The sequence below is a fragment of the Halobacillus sp. 12SKB genome (assembly GCF_052941655.1).
Genome location: NZ_JBRFWR010000001.1, coordinates 3,458,280 through 3,472,214, shown reverse-complemented (window position 1 = coordinate 3,472,214; position 13,935 = coordinate 3,458,280). Strand labels below are relative to the sequence as shown.

The window sequence follows — 13,935 nt, the reverse complement described above, 5'->3', positions numbered from 1 at the left end:
CGATTCCCCCTTTCCATTACAGTTTTTTAAAGGATTGAAGATTTTCTTCGATGACGTCCTGCCGTAATTGGTCAAGCTGTTTGGTTGCCGCCTCCTCAAAATATCGTGTCATCTCTTTTCTGGAGAGGCCTGCGTATTCCAGTGGGGGCAGTGCTTCTCCCAGGCGTATGTAGGCATTCGGCTTTTTCGTATGTTCAAGCGCATAGTATAGGGAAACAGGTACGACTTTTATGTCCGGACATTGCTGGGTAAGGTAACTGATACCTGAAAAAAATTCAAGCGGCCTTTTCTCGAGAGGCTGTTCATTCCCTTGAGGGAAGATCCACACCGTTTTGCTCTCTTCTAGCAAACGCCTGCTGTAGTGCAACGATTGCACCAAATGGCGGCGATCATCACCGTTCACTGAATAAGCTCCAATTCTCCGAAAGAAAGGGAAGCGGCGGATACCCTCTTCATGCATCATGCCATATCCGTCTGATTTCACGAGACGATCATTGATGTAAAAGATGAAAAGCGGATCCCACCATGTCGAATGATTGATAAGAAAAAGGGTCTTCTCATCAGGTAGGGAAGAAGGGGGCTGGATCAGAATTTTGTTGAAATGATAGTTTAAAAATAAACGGTTGAAACGGGTGAAACCCCACTCAATCCATGCCGTTTTACGTGCGGGTAGAAACATTTGATCTCCTCCAAAAGTACAAGCCATACCATACGAGTGTAAGGGTACTCACGAACGCAATCGCCCCATACAACCGTCCGGTGAAGGCGATACAAATAAACAGGAATATGATCAGACCGAACGTCAGGACCATCCTTCCCGGCCAAGGTTGAACGTTCCTCTCTACCACATCCCGATGAATGAATAGGAAAATCAGGTGAAACAGTGCAGCCAGAACAAACCAGCCAAAAAAGTTTGAAAATGGGATATCATAATAGAAGCCAGGATCTTCCCAAATCCAATACTCCTTCACCTTAAAGGAGACTGGATCAAGAATGAGATCCATCGTCACCGCTGCGAGCGCACCGGTGACAACAAAAATGAACCGACTGGCCCAAAGACCCCATCCCTTCGATAGAATACGTGCCAGTTCATGAGAGCATCCGATAATCAGAAGCCATGCAAATCCAATGGTAATGGGGGTGTCTGCAATCTTTAATCCAAAATTATCTGTATAGTGATAGGCTCCGAATAAGAAATTGTATTCTACACCTAAGTGTTCCACGTAAATACTGACGATAATGATGATCAAGCTGTAGATAATCCCACGCCAAACCCCGTACATTTTAATAAAATAAATGCCTGCGACGATGCCGGCAGAAATTAAAAAAACGCTGTTCGCCCATTCGAGCCAGGGGGGAAGCCAGTCGAAAGTTACTAGAAACACGCCACATATGTACCAAAAAATAAAAAAGCGGTAGAAATAATTTGCCATAGGACACCTCTCTTATTGTACGGTCCTCAAAAGAATAATGTATAAAATCATCATACCTCATCCAGAAGTAAAATAAACGAAAAAAGCCCTATGCGCGATGACATAGGGCTTGATGTATTATTGATGAGCCAGTCTTCCTCTTCCCATGTGAAGTTTGGTGCCTTGTTTTTTGAGCATTGGCAAGACCCAGCGATCTAATCCATAACGTCCGGCATTGGCACCGGCAACTAGAAGGAAGATCGTTAGCAGAACCATCTGCGGATTCGTGCTGACCGTTCCGCTGAATAAGAAAGCGAAGTTCATGAGAATGCCACCGAGAGCAGCTGCGTTCGTGAATAATCCTAAAATAAGTGCAATACCGACGAGAACTTCTCCCCACATGACGATGAAAGCGAAAAACTCATGATTCGGAAGGGCGAATTGTTCAAGGAATACAGCCCACCATCCCTGGACAGCCGGGTGCGCGCCTTCTGCCTTCACAATGGCTCCATTCAGAAAGCCACTCACTTCAAACCCGCCTGTGATTTTTCCGATGCCGGCAGTCAACCAGGCATAGCCTAGATAAATGCGGAAGACAGTAAGAATCATTGCAATCCCTTTGTTGTTCCGTAACAGTTCATTCAACATGTCACTCACTCCTTATCAAAGTTTGTTCATCATTTCACATGATGTTGTGTAAGAAGATCTCTTTCTTACAATTCAAGTATATGGTGAGAAGGAAAGAATATCCACACTTTGATCACAATTTCACAATATGTCCAATTAGTTATGTCAGGATTATGAAAAGACGAGTGTTTCTATTTACATTTCAGGGAAAGATAAAATATACAAGGAATAGAAAACAACCAAAGCAAACGCTTTAAATATTTGCTATGATAGAGAAGAAAGAGGGGTGGAACAAGGATGGAAATGATCATGTTTTTTGTAAGTATTATTGTAATGCTAGGACTCATAGGATTAACGATTTTTGATAACGGTTGATACTTAATGAAAAAAAGCGTCGGGGGAAGGAGCCTTAACAGGTTCCTTCCCCCGACGCTTTTTTATGTTCTTTAGTTAACTGAAACATATAAGGTAAACTTTTAAATATGAAAAAAAGTTAGCGGTCGACACTTTTTTCTCTTCTCCTTCGATTATAGAAGTGAGAGGAGGTGAAGCAGATGGCCGTAAATACTTTGAAAGTAGACAGTCGCTTGCAGCTTGTCTTTTCAACAGGAACGGATGAAGACGGAAACATGGTCCTTAAACGTAAATCATTCAACAACATCAAAACAAGTGCTACAGACGAACAATTGCATGAAGTATCTATCGCTCTATACCCGTTACAGCAGCACATCCTTGTCGATATCGCTCGTGATGACCGCTCTGTCTTGACGGAATCATAATCAGATAGGAGGAGAATAAATGAAAAAGTTGGAGCTGAAATTTTTAAATGAAGAAGGAAAAACAGTCACCATCAGCCTGGACGACCCCGTAGAGCCTGTTGATACAGCCCAGGTCACTGCTGCAATGGACGCTATCATTGCTCAAGGTTGTTTTTATTCCAACGGTGGAGAACTTGTTGAGAAGAAAGAAGCAAGGATCGTCGAACGCAACGTCTTCGATATCACATTCTAAAAACGAAAGAGCCGCTATCCAAAGTAGCGGCTCTTTTTAGCAAAAACAATCATGATCAGTTATTCAAGCATATGGCAGAATTTTGGAAGACACCGTTTCGAGACTTTTATGGAGTGGATGGGGGCTCCGGGGAATAACTCGCTTTCCGCGGGAGCGCGGTGAGCCTCCTCGGACTACGTCCTGTGGGGTCTCACCAAGCACTTTTTTCCCGCAGGAGTCTCGCCATTCCCCTCCGCCCCTTACCAAGGAAGATTCTCGAAACCACTTCTGTAAATATTAGCTTGCAAGTGTACCATATAAGCCTCTGTAAAGAACGTAAAAGCTTGATATAGAGCGCCATATCCTTTTAGCCGTTAGGATAGTGGGAGAGCATCCAACTTGGTGAAGGGGTTCGTTTCTCACCTATATCGAATGGGGTGGTTGGGAAGCTGCGAGACTCCCGTGGGAGAAGGAGACAGGCGAGATCCCGCAGGACGCAGTCCGAGGAAGCTCGACGCTCCCCCACAGGAAAGCGAGTAGCTTCCCAGCCACCCCTGACGCTCAACACAGGCAAAGAACCCCTTGTATCTCTATACTAAGTTTTCAAATTCGAAAGCATCTATAAATTTTAGGAGAAGAGGTGAAAGGATGGGGATTGATGCGTGGATTTCAATTTTAGCCGATGTTGGTTTTCCAATGGCGGTGACGTTTTACTTGCTGCACCGCGTGGAAGGAAAACTTGATCAACTGATTGAAACGCTACATCAGCTGCCAGAGAAAATCGTCACGACTAAATGAATGCATAGCTTTTCTGATTCACAAATAAGAGGAAATCAAACGACCCGCCATTTGAACGGCGGGTCGTTTGTCTGTTTATTTCGTTAAGCCCCATTCATTGAAGGGGTAAATGATCAATTCGGTACGTCCGATGATTTCTTCCTCTTCCACAAAACCAAGTCCATTGCGGCTGTCTTTACTGATGGAACGGTTGTCTCCCATGACGAAATATTTTCCTTTTGGAACTTCGATGGGACCGAAATCTCTCGTTGAGGACGCTGCCTCTTCCGTCAAGTATTCCTGAGTCTGCTCTTCACCGTTTACATACAGTTCATGATTACGGATCTCCACTGTATCTCCCGGCTGTCCGATGACTCGTTTTACATAACTTTTAACTGGTCTCTCAATGATGACGATATCCCCTCGTTCAGGTTCATCTACATAATATATAATCTTATTGAACATGACGCGTTCCCCGTTTTTTAGTGTCGGGTCCATACTGGCCCCTTCAACGATCGAGGTGGCAAAGAAAAATGTTCGTAATATAAATGCGAGTGTAATGGCAACAGCAATGGCTTTCAACCATTCCAACCATTCTTTTTTAGATTGCTCAGACAAACTCATCTTCCTTTCTAGATGAACATAGAATATCTCATCCTTAATTTTACCATATCGTAACGGAAAGAAAAGGTACGGGAGAAGGGTTTTACGAAATTGTAAACTCTCCTAACAGGTGATTTTTTATTTTATCGCTATCTGTCGAAATATCAGAACCTTTACCGATTGTCTTTACAATAGTAAAGAAAATTGAGATAATTCATTTCGTGCAAGAACTGGATGCGAACACACATTCTTTTCATTTTTTTATAAAAGATGTACAATAAGGATAAGAACAAGTCAGGAGGTAGTCGATAGTGCAAGTGGCCGACAAAGATCCTCGTATTGCTGAATTAGAGTATTTGCGTAAGAAAATGACGAAAGTGGCGTTTGAAAAAGGGTTGTCGAGTCCAGAGTCTGTGAGAATCAGTCAACAACTCGATGCCCTTTTGAATGAAGTACAAAAAGATAAGCCGAATTAAAAGAACTCATGGAATCCGCATCCATGAGTTCTTTTATGTCTATTTTAAGGACCTTATGAGGCGTCAGAACAGTGGTCCTCCCGTCGTACCTGAAGATCTACAGGGAAGCTCAATCCTCTGTTGAGATGAAGTCCTCCAGGCGCTGCAGTCCTTTTTCCAACGTAGCCATACTGTAGGCATAGGATAGGCGCATATAGCCTTTCCCATATTCTGAAAAGGCATCCCCTGGAACAAGGGCAACTCCTGCTTCTTCTACGAGCTGCACAGCACGCTCGAACGTCGTCTTTCCATTCAATGGGAAGTTCAGGAAAATGTAGAAGGCTCCATTCGGCTCAGCAAATGGAAGGCCCATTTGATTGAGGCGTTTGACGACGAACGCTCTTCTTTCCTTATAAGCATCACGCATCGATTCGGCTTCTTTTTTTCCGTTGGTCAACGCCTCTAGTGCCGCGTGCTGACTGATTGAACTAGCGCAGGAGACATTGTACTGATGCACTTTCAATAGGTGCCGGCTCAGCCAGGAAGGGGCGAGGAGGTACCCGATTCTCCAGCCGGTCATACTGTGGGATTTCGACACCCCGTTAATGACGATCACCTGGTCGCGAACATCTGAAAAGCTTGCTATAGATGTGTGCGGACGATCATATACAAGTTCACTGTAAATTTCATCGGCTAATAAGAAAATTTGATGCTCTTTGATCACATTCGCAATCCCGCGCAGCTCTTCTTCCGTCAAAGAAACTCCCGTTGGATTGGATGGATACGGCATAATAACGGCTTTTGTTTTTGAAGTGATCTTCTCTTTGATTTTCTCCCCCGTCAACTTAAATCCATCCTGACATGTATCGATGAACACAGGGGTCCCGCCGGCTAAGCGGATCAGCGGCTCATACCCGGGATAGACCGGACCTGGCAGCAGCACTTCATCCCCAGGCTGGATGATCGTTCGCAGCGTAATATCAAGCGCCTGGGAAGCTCCGACGGTGACGATGATTTCTTCTTCCGCTTCATAATCGAGTCCATAAGAAACTTTCACATGCTGCTGAATGGCTTTTCTAAGGGGCAGCATCCCGGCATTGTGCGTGTAACTCGTATGATTATTTTTGATGGCCTGAACTCCCGCTTCTTTCACTTGAGGAGGTGTGGGGAAATCAGGCTGTCCGATAGTCAATGAAATAACGTCTTCATAGTGGGAGACCATGTTGAAAAAACGCCGGATTCCTGATATTTCTATTTGCTTGACTTTTGGATTGATGAAGTGTTCCAATGCGTATTCTCCTTCTTTACATAAAGTTAACAAAATGTTCAAACAATTATTGCGTGGAATTTGTTGAATTTTGTTATAATTTAAAATAAGCCTATGAAAGGAGTTGTATAATGAGAAGTTACAAACGAATTTCCTTTGAAGACTTAGTGGATCGTAATAAACAACAATTGTTGAACGATCAGGAAGCAATCGAAAAAATCGAACGTCAAATAGATGAAAAACATACAAGGAAAAACGATTCCGATGCTTATGTAAACTGATGATATCACACCAAAAAGCAACCGCATAGAAGGGGTTGCTTTTTTACTTTTCTAAGAGAACATGGCAAAATATAGATATGGGAACAAATGAGAAAAGGAAGGTGTTTATATCTTATGGATGATGTTGGTTTAGTTCTTGAAGGCGGTGGGATGAGAGGCGCATACACCGCGGGCGTGCTTGATTTCTTTCTCGATGAAGACATACACATCCCCTATGTGGTCGGAGCATCGGCCGGAGCATGTAATGGCAGCTCTTACGTCGCGAAACAGAGGGGAAGGAACTATGAAGTGATCGTCGAATATGGGGCGCATCCGGAATACATATCGTACAAAAGGATGATTACGAAACGTCAGTTGTTTGGAATGGATTTCATATTTGATAAGCTTCCTAATCAACTTGTTCCGTTCGATTATGACACGTTCCTTCAGCAGAAAACGCGTTTTGTCGTGGGGACTACAGATATGAATACGGGAGAACCTGTCTTTTACGACCGTTTTCCTGACAGGGAGAGTCTGTTGAAAGTCATACGGGCCTCGAGCTCTTTACCGATGGTCGCCCCAAGCATTCTGTATGATGGTCGGGAGTTGATGGATGGAGGAATTGCCGACCCTATACCGATGCAGGCTTCTGAACGGGATGGGAACAAAAAGCATGTCGTGGTGCTTACACGCAATGATGGATACATCAAAGGTAGAATGAAAGCCGGCTGGTATTTCAACCGGAAGTACAAAAAGTTTCCGCTCTTCGCGAAAGCCCTGCTTGAAAGGCACCTTCGTTATAATCAGCAATTGCAAAAAGTGAAAGAAGCGGAACAAAACGGAGATGCGTTTGTCATCCGGCCTTTAAAGCCTTTGAAAGTGAGCAGAATCGAACGGAATCGTGACCGTCTGCATGACTTGTATGCTCAAGGATATGAAGAAGCGGAGGCCCATGCAACAAGGCTGGAGCAGTTTCTGCAAGTCCGGGGATGATCGTTTTCCTGATGAAGAGAAAAGGGAACAAGCGCCCATATGGCTGCTCATCTTTTCTTTTCCATGGCTTTTCTGGTATAGGCACTTCGATCACTGCGCCCCAGGGCTTCTCAGGATGAACCTCAATCGATGGCATCAGCTGCGATGTCCTTTCATCTTTGGACGGTGCCTTTGTATGGAGTGTATCGATGTTCCTGATCGTCGGCGTACGCCTTTTTAATGAAACGGAGGAGAAGGAATGAACAGACCTGCTGAATTATGTGAGAACGTGACGACAGTTTTAGAAAAACATAGAGATGAAGATCAGCGAATCCCTATGGAGAATTACATGAAAAATCATTTCCCTTTTTTCGGGATTAAAGCGCCTGATCGGAAACGCATCCTCGCACCTTTGCTGAAAGAATACAAAGATATGACGGCAGATGAACGATTAGAAGCGGCGGTGCTCCTTTTTCAAAAGTCGGAAAGAGAATGTCACTACGCTGCTCTCGCTTTTCTTGAAAAAGGGATCAAAAAAGCCCCGGAACACAGCATTGATACATACAAACAGTTGCTTATGACGAAACCGTGGTGGGACACGGTCGATATGATTGCATCCACATTGTGCGGCGAATATTTTCTTCGATACGAAGACAAGCTGCGCCCCTACACAGAAGAGTGGAGAGAGTCCGATCACCTATGGGTCAGACGGTCGAGCGTCCTGCATCAGTTGAAATATAAAGAAAAAACAGATGCTCCCCTCCTTTTCGAAACGATAGATGCCCTCAAGCATGAAAAAGAATTTTTTATTGAAAAAGCAATCGGGTGGGCGCTCCGCGAATACAGCAAAACCGATGCAGCTGCGGTCATCGACTACCTTAATCAGGAGGAAGTACGGCCACTTAGCCGACGTGAAGGTTTAAAGTGGCTGAAAAACAAACATCCACACCTTTTAGAGGCGTGAAGTTTATTCCATTCTATCCTTGTTCATAATGGTAAAAAACGAACAAGGAGCGGTAGAAAATGAATATTATGGAATGGTTCGATCCATCGTTTTTAGATGAAACCATTAGCTGGCTTGATCACGATCTCTTGGATGTGTTCGGTCTGGAGCCGGAGTATGTTCAATTCTCACTCGTCTTTCTGTTTATGCTGTCCCTCATGTGGGTCGTCAAACCAGTCATCGAATGGATGATGCTGAATCATTGGAAGACCTTATCAAGTTATGTGACAAGCACTCTTCTAGCCCTGGTCTTTCTTCAGCTTGTCGATCGTTACGCGATGTCTGACACGACTTCAACACTGCCCGCCTCCTATTGGTCTGTTTGCCTTCTTGCCATCAGCAGCTTCGGCGTGGTGTACGTAACCATAAGGTGGATGCGTAAGCTTTATGCGCGCCTATCGAAACGAAACAAAAGAAAAGCGGCCTGATTTGAAACCTTCTCTTTTCTTAATCGTAGAATAAGTGAGAAACGGGAATAGAGGAGGAACATCATGGAAATCGGCATCTTATTTCTAACTTTCCTAATCTTCGTGGTCGGGTTGTTGGTATTGAATATTATTACGAGTGTATGGGCGTATCGTGATTCTGTCCGCAAAGGCAGAAGTACCGCCTACAGCCTCGTCGTCCTTATCGGTACATTATTCTTCCCCTTAGTCGGACTGATTGTTTACCTCATTATAAGAAATGACTAAAAAAAGAGCGGGCCTCCCGCTCTTTTTTTGTGCTCTTCGTTATTAACGACATGTACATGGCAGGATTGTTGAAGACACAGTTTCGAGACTTTTGTTGAGTGGATGGGGCTGCGGGGAATAGCTCGCTTTCCGCGGGGGCCCACACGAAGTGGGGTCGTTCGATGTTGGCACAGGACGTGCCGAACTTAATCGAACTTCCTCTATTCTTTTTAGCCTCCTCGGACTGCGTCCTGCGGGGTCTCACCATGCACTTTTTTCCTCTTCGATATCCGGTTCCGGCGCCTAGCGGCTAGTGAGACTTCCCTCGCTTCTGTACGATAAGTCAACATCGAATCACTCCGTTCTTCGTGTTTCCTTTGTCTCCGCCAGCTCCGTCCAGTCCATACGCCGCTGATCGAGGTGCCTGCACACTTAAGATAGGAGTCTCGCTATTCCCCTCCGCCCCTTTGCCATGGAAGATTCTCGAAACCACTTCTCAGTAACTCCGCTAGTATGCTTAAGCGAGGTGAATATTATAAAGTTCTCCCCAGTGTTGATTCTCAGCGGGAAAGGCCTGACATAGCACTATATGTCTGTTTTTGGTTTGGGAGACCTTCCTCATCTTGGTTTAGGGGTTCGTTTCTCATATACATCGAATGGGGTGGTTGGGAAGCTGCGAGACTCCCGTGGGAATGGATTGGCTGGCGAGACCCCACAGAGCGAAGCTCGAGGAGGCTTGCCGCCATCCCCACAGGAAAGCGAGTAGCTTCCCAACCACCACCTGGCACTAAACATAGCAACGAACCCCGAAAACATCTCGAATCTGAGTCTTTAACAATAGGCAGCTATATGGAACAAATGAGAGGCTTATAGTAATCGAGCACAACTGCTTCACAATTAGCCTTTGATAGACGATATAAAGAGTGGATTCTATCAAAGGAAGGACGATGCTTCATGAACCAGGACCAAGGCATTTTATTAGAAAGCGGAACGAACGAATTGGAAATCGTCGAATTCGGAATCGGCGATAACCGTTTCGGGATCAACGTTATAAAAGTAAAAGAAATACTGAACCCTCAATCCATTACAAAAATTCCTCATTCCCATAAATCGGTGGAAGGAATCATAGAAATCCGTGGGGAAGTCGTCCCTGTCGTCGATGTAGCCCATGCGCTCGGGTTTTCACCATCAGAAAACCCAAAGCAGGATAAGTTTATTCTGGCAGAATTCAATAAGACCAAGATCGTCTTCCACGTACATACCGTGACACAAATTCACCGGATTTCCTGGGGACAAATTGAGAAGCCGAATAAGATGTACCAGGGCCTGGAAACACAAATCACTGGCGTTATCAAAATGGATAACGACATGCTGCTTCTGCTTGATTTCGAAAAAGTAGTCGCAGATATCAATCCTGAATCCAGTATTAACGCGGAGCAGCTGCGTGAACTGGGCCAAAGGGACCGCTCACTAAAGAAAATTCTGATTGCCGAAGATTCGGGAATGCTTCGAGCCATGCTTCAGGAAACGCTGAGTGAAGCGGGTTATGAAAATACGATCTCTTTTGAGGACGGAAAAGAAGCCTATGAACATCTGAAAGATTTATTGGAAGAAGGAAAAACAATCGAAGAGGAATATCAATTGATTATCACTGATATTGAAATGCCTCGGATGGACGGCCATCATTTTACTCGTTTGTTGAAGGACCATAACGATTTGAGTAAACTCCCTGTCGTCATCTTCTCATCACTGATCACGGATGACCTTCGTCACAAAGGAGAAATCGTCGGAGCCGATGCCCAAGTTTCCAAACCGGAAATCGTAGAACTCGTAAAAATTATCGATCATCACATCCTCTGAAAAAGCAGATTCCCTTAATGACATCCATTCTGTTATTAAAGGAAATGGCAGGGGTGTGTAAGACTCAGATTCGAGACTTTCCAGGGTTCGTTTCCCGGGTTGTGCGCCAGGGATGGCTGGGAATCTACTCGCTTTCCTGTGGGGGAGTGGCGAGCTTCCTCGGACTACGTCCTGCGGGATCTCGCCGATCTCCTTTCTCCCACGGGAGTCTCGCAGCTTCCCAACCACCCCTTCAATGTATGAGTGAAACGAACCCTATTGCTCAGGGGAATCACCTTCTACTATCCGCTGTTATATGCATAAAGCGCTCTATCTAAAGCTTGTAGGATTCAAACACATAGCTGGGAGTTAAATTTTTTTCACTTCCATAAAGCTGGAGATACTGCTTATTCCAGGAATGGTTTCGAGACACTTATAAGGTAATGGGGCGGAGGGAAACGGTGAGACCCCGGAAGGCGTAGCCTGAGGAGGCTCACCGCCCGCCCCATGGAAAGCGAACCTTTTCCCGGAGCCCCTAGAACCACACAATCGTCTCGGGACGAGTCTTCAAGAAAAGGGAGCTTTTGCTGCATATGGATGAGAGGTACACAAAAGAAGGAATAAAAAAATCCGCTCCGGGGCGGATTTTTTTATTCCTTCTTTAATCGCTCGAACAACTCATCGTGCCAGTCATACGCATGCTTGGATAACGTTTCAGGACCAGCTTTTGTCGGTGATGACTCTACAACGATATTTTTGTGATGATCGGAAAGGTGCTCGTAGGAAGCACGCATTTCTGTTGTGTATTCCATATACTTCTTTAAATGATATAAAAAATCCTCGACTTCACTTACAGCCATTTGTATCATCCTCCTCTTCTTGTCCATTCCTTATTTTTCAAGAAATGAAACCTCGAAAAGGGTTTACGGGCGCCTTCGTCTGCGCTGGTTCCATGGACTGCCTGTCGGCTGGCCGAGCATACTTGGTTGAGAAGACGTTTGGAAGGAATATGCAGGCTTTTTCGGCTGCTTCCAATCCAAGTAATGATACAGTGTTCGCTTGGCTCTCGACAGTGATAATTTGGGTTTTGGGTTCCGGTAGGACTGGTCGACTTTCCCCAAGTGTTCCAAATCTTGAAAGTCTTTCTTTGTTGCAGGAACATGGAAATAGTAACCACCAACTTCAATGAGGAGGGTCGAGTGCTGCTGGCTGAATTTCGGATGGTCGGAAAAATGGAGTCCGACCTTTTTGGCGCGGTTTTCATTTAGGAGTTTGTCAATCGTATGCTTCTTAATATCATACAGATGCCTCGGTTCTGGTGCAGTTTTGGCATGCCGGTTGACGATGAATAGGGATTCGGCTAATTCGCGGTTGGATATTTGATTGTCTTTCATCTATGATCTCCTTTCCATCCAAGTATAGCTCTCTTTTTGTTTATTTACAACATTTTACAATATCAGGATTCATTTTTATATTTTTTTAGATCTTCGACGATTTTTTTAACGGATTCTGCTTTCGTACCGCTGTATGTTTCTGCAATGTTTCCATCAGGATCGACGAGGAAAAAGCTTGTTCCGTGTGCGACCTGGTCCGAATCTTCCATCTTTTTGACGGGAGACTGAAATGATTTGATGGACCATTCTTTCACTTCCTGAAAAGAATAACCTGTAAGAAAGTCCCACTGCTCATAATTTGGCTGATAATTCTCGGCAAAAGAAAGCAGTTCTTCCTCGGTGTCATTCTCGGGGTCTACACTTACTGAGACGAGTTGAACGTCTAGATTTTCCTGTTCCAATTGTGCTTGCAGCCTGGACATATTTCCAGTCATTGGAGGACAGACGGTTTCACAGTTGGTGAAAATGAAATCCGCGACCCAGTACTCTCCCGCGTATGCTTGGGGCACAGAAATTTCTTTTCCGTGTTGATTCACGGCTGATAATTCTCCAACATCCTTTGACCCACAGGCCGCGGTGAAGGATAGGAGAAAAATGATGCTGATCCAAAATCGTAGTTTCATAAGATCCTCCAACTTTCTAAATTGTCTTTAGTGTATCACTCCAAAGAAAAAAGGACAGACTTGTTTTCTATCTGTCACAAAAATGTAAGAGTTCCGTTTCGTTCATTGTATTGATTTTAAGCGGAATACCGAAAATTCCGGACGGCACATGAACCGGTAAGGAAGTCTTGTCGTGCCGATGCCGCGGCTCACATAAAGGTTGAAACCGTTCACTAATGGATAGTGCCCTTCGACGAAATGCTCGGCGAACGGTGGAGTGACAAGGTAGCCGAGAAAAGGGACCTGCACCTGCCCGCCATGGCTGTGTCCGGACAACTGGACATCCACAGGGTAGTGCTGATATTCAAGAGCAACATCCGGCTCATGAACCATGAGTAAGGTGAAAGAATCCTTGGGAACATTTTCGAGTGTCCGTTCTACATCTGGTTGTCCGAGCATGATGTCATCGACACCAGCAAGCGCAAAGGAGGCCGATCCATTTTCAATGAGCGTATGTTCATTTTGCAAAAGTTGAAAGCCGCTCTGCTGCATGACATCGCGGATTTTTTCCGTTCCATAGCCGCCATGGTCATGATTTCCATAGATCCAATACTTGCCGTGCTTCGCTTCCAATCTCTTCAGGATTTGAATCAGACGGGGTGGGAAAGAGTAGGTGTGTGGTTCGTCCACGAGATCTCCTGTAAACAATAGGAGGTCTGCTTCCTCTTCATTCATTTTTTCAACGAGCCGCTCCAAGTCATCCAATTCATAATGAAAGCCGACGTGTGTGTCTGAGAACTGAAGGACTTTGAAATTATGAAAATGCCTGGGAATTTTCCCATGTTCAATTTCATGGCGGCGGATCGCGAGCATATTCGGTTCCAAGTACCGCGCGTACGAATAGCCGAACGCATTGAGGCCGATCAAGGCTGCCGCGCTTGCTAGTGTCCGTTTTATAAAGGTTCTTCGCGTTATTTTCATGACGTCTCTCCTCTGAATTCTTCCGCCATTATAACATGGGTGAAGGGAAGATTACGTCGAATTTTTACACTTTCTTTTGAAA

19 protein-coding genes are annotated in these 13,935 nt (G+C 44.9%); 10 read left to right on the top strand and 9 right to left on the bottom strand.

Annotated elements, in window-relative coordinates:
* Window positions 1-16 precede the first annotated feature (16 nt).
* From ACQ4XT_RS17310 to ACQ4XT_RS17300, 3 genes are all read right to left on the bottom strand, one after another.
* Window positions 17-679 (bottom strand): lysophospholipid acyltransferase family protein, encoded by a 663-nt coding sequence (locus ACQ4XT_RS17310; RefSeq protein WP_446854741.1) that lies wholly within the window; start codon window positions 677-679, stop codon window positions 17-19.
* A complete protein-coding gene (locus tag ACQ4XT_RS17305) occupies window positions 660-1,433 on the bottom strand; it encodes a carotenoid biosynthesis protein (RefSeq protein WP_446854740.1) in 774 nt (257 codons plus the stop codon). The genes ACQ4XT_RS17310 and ACQ4XT_RS17305 overlap by 20 nt, the downstream gene beginning before the upstream one ends.
* A 117-nt stretch (window positions 1,434-1,550) precedes the next feature.
* Window positions 1,551-2,060 carry a DoxX family protein gene (locus tag ACQ4XT_RS17300; protein WP_446854739.1) on the bottom strand — a complete coding sequence of 170 codons (510 nt, stop codon included), beginning with the start codon at window positions 2,058-2,060 and terminating at the stop codon, window positions 1,551-1,553.
* Window positions 2,061-2,593: 533 nt separating this feature from the next.
* Here ACQ4XT_RS17300 and ACQ4XT_RS17295 point away from each other — a divergent pair.
* The 3 genes from ACQ4XT_RS17295 to ACQ4XT_RS17285 all read left to right on the top strand — a co-directional run bounded on the left by ACQ4XT_RS17295 (window position 2,594) and on the right by ACQ4XT_RS17285 (window position 3,827).
* Window positions 2,594-2,818 carry a DUF1659 domain-containing protein gene (locus ACQ4XT_RS17295; RefSeq protein ID WP_446854738.1) on the top strand — a complete coding sequence of 75 codons (225 nt, stop codon included), beginning with the start codon at window positions 2,594-2,596 and terminating at the stop codon, window positions 2,816-2,818.
* Window positions 2,819-2,837: 19 nt separating this feature from the next.
* Window positions 2,838-3,050, top strand: a complete 213-nt coding sequence (locus ACQ4XT_RS17290) for a DUF2922 domain-containing protein (RefSeq protein ID WP_446854737.1) — start codon at window positions 2,838-2,840, stop codon at window positions 3,048-3,050.
* 633 nt (window positions 3,051-3,683) lie between these two features.
* On the top strand, window positions 3,684-3,827 hold the full coding sequence (locus ACQ4XT_RS17285; protein ID WP_446855729.1) for a YvrJ family protein: 144 nt from the start codon (window positions 3,684-3,686) through the stop codon (window positions 3,825-3,827).
* Between the two features lie 75 nt (window positions 3,828-3,902).
* Here the strand turns inward: ACQ4XT_RS17285 and lepB are convergent, their stop codons facing one another.
* Window positions 3,903-4,424 carry a signal peptidase I gene (gene lepB / locus ACQ4XT_RS17280; protein WP_226588977.1) on the bottom strand — a complete coding sequence of 174 codons (522 nt, stop codon included), beginning with the start codon at window positions 4,422-4,424 and terminating at the stop codon, window positions 3,903-3,905.
* Window positions 4,425-4,720: 296 nt separating this feature from the next.
* Here lepB and ACQ4XT_RS17275 point away from each other — a divergent pair, with 296 nt between their 5' ends.
* A complete protein-coding gene (locus tag ACQ4XT_RS17275; RefSeq protein WP_446854736.1) occupies window positions 4,721-4,885 on the top strand; it encodes an aspartyl-phosphate phosphatase Spo0E family protein in 165 nt (54 codons plus the stop codon).
* Between the two features lie 109 nt (window positions 4,886-4,994).
* Here ACQ4XT_RS17275 and ACQ4XT_RS17270 read toward each other — a convergent pair whose 3' ends face one another.
* Window positions 4,995-6,152 (bottom strand): aminotransferase A, encoded by a 1,158-nt coding sequence (locus tag ACQ4XT_RS17270; RefSeq protein ID WP_446854735.1) that lies wholly within the window; start codon window positions 6,150-6,152, stop codon window positions 4,995-4,997.
* Between the two features lie 110 nt (window positions 6,153-6,262).
* On the opposite strand from ACQ4XT_RS17270, the gene ACQ4XT_RS17265 reads away from it, so the two are divergent.
* From ACQ4XT_RS17265 to ACQ4XT_RS17240, 6 genes are all read left to right on the top strand, one after another.
* Entirely contained in the window at window positions 6,263-6,412 is a 150-nt protein-coding gene (locus ACQ4XT_RS17265; protein WP_446854734.1) for an FbpB family small basic protein, read from the top strand.
* Between the two features lie 114 nt (window positions 6,413-6,526).
* Window positions 6,527-7,384 carry a patatin-like phospholipase family protein gene (locus ACQ4XT_RS17260; RefSeq protein ID WP_446854733.1) on the top strand — a complete coding sequence of 286 codons (858 nt, stop codon included), beginning with the start codon at window positions 6,527-6,529 and terminating at the stop codon, window positions 7,382-7,384.
* Between the two features lie 238 nt (window positions 7,385-7,622).
* Complete coding sequence (locus tag ACQ4XT_RS17255) at window positions 7,623-8,327, top strand: DNA alkylation repair protein (RefSeq protein ID WP_446854732.1); 705 nt, start codon at window positions 7,623-7,625, stop codon at window positions 8,325-8,327.
* A 59-nt stretch (window positions 8,328-8,386) separates the two neighbouring features.
* Window positions 8,387-8,794, top strand: a complete 408-nt coding sequence (locus ACQ4XT_RS17250) for a hypothetical protein (RefSeq protein ID WP_446854731.1) — start codon at window positions 8,387-8,389, stop codon at window positions 8,792-8,794.
* Between the two features lie 63 nt (window positions 8,795-8,857).
* Window positions 8,858-9,058 (top strand): PLDc N-terminal domain-containing protein, encoded by a 201-nt coding sequence (locus tag ACQ4XT_RS17245; protein WP_226588993.1) that lies wholly within the window; start codon window positions 8,858-8,860, stop codon window positions 9,056-9,058.
* Between the two features lie 933 nt (window positions 9,059-9,991).
* On the top strand, window positions 9,992-10,897 hold the full coding sequence (locus tag ACQ4XT_RS17240) for a chemotaxis protein (protein WP_446854730.1): 906 nt from the start codon (window positions 9,992-9,994) through the stop codon (window positions 10,895-10,897).
* Window positions 10,898-11,526: 629 nt separating this feature from the next.
* Here ACQ4XT_RS17240 and ACQ4XT_RS17235 read toward each other — a convergent pair.
* The 4 genes from ACQ4XT_RS17235 to ACQ4XT_RS17220 form a co-directional block, all read right to left on the bottom strand.
* Window positions 11,527-11,736 (bottom strand): hypothetical protein, encoded by a 210-nt coding sequence (locus ACQ4XT_RS17235; protein ID WP_446854729.1) that lies wholly within the window; start codon window positions 11,734-11,736, stop codon window positions 11,527-11,529.
* 63 nt (window positions 11,737-11,799) lie between these two features.
* Window positions 11,800-12,270: a YkyB family protein gene (locus ACQ4XT_RS17230; RefSeq protein ID WP_446854728.1), complete on the bottom strand. Its 471-nt coding sequence runs from the start codon at window positions 12,268-12,270 to the stop codon at window positions 11,800-11,802.
* A gap of 62 nt (window positions 12,271-12,332) precedes the next feature.
* Window positions 12,333-12,893 (bottom strand): SCO family protein, encoded by a 561-nt coding sequence (locus tag ACQ4XT_RS17225; RefSeq protein WP_446854727.1) that lies wholly within the window; start codon window positions 12,891-12,893, stop codon window positions 12,333-12,335.
* Between the two features lie 102 nt (window positions 12,894-12,995).
* Window positions 12,996-13,853, bottom strand: coding sequence for a metallophosphoesterase (locus ACQ4XT_RS17220; protein ID WP_446854726.1), 858 nt, complete (start codon window positions 13,851-13,853; stop codon window positions 12,996-12,998).
* Window positions 13,854-13,935 lie beyond the last annotated feature (82 nt).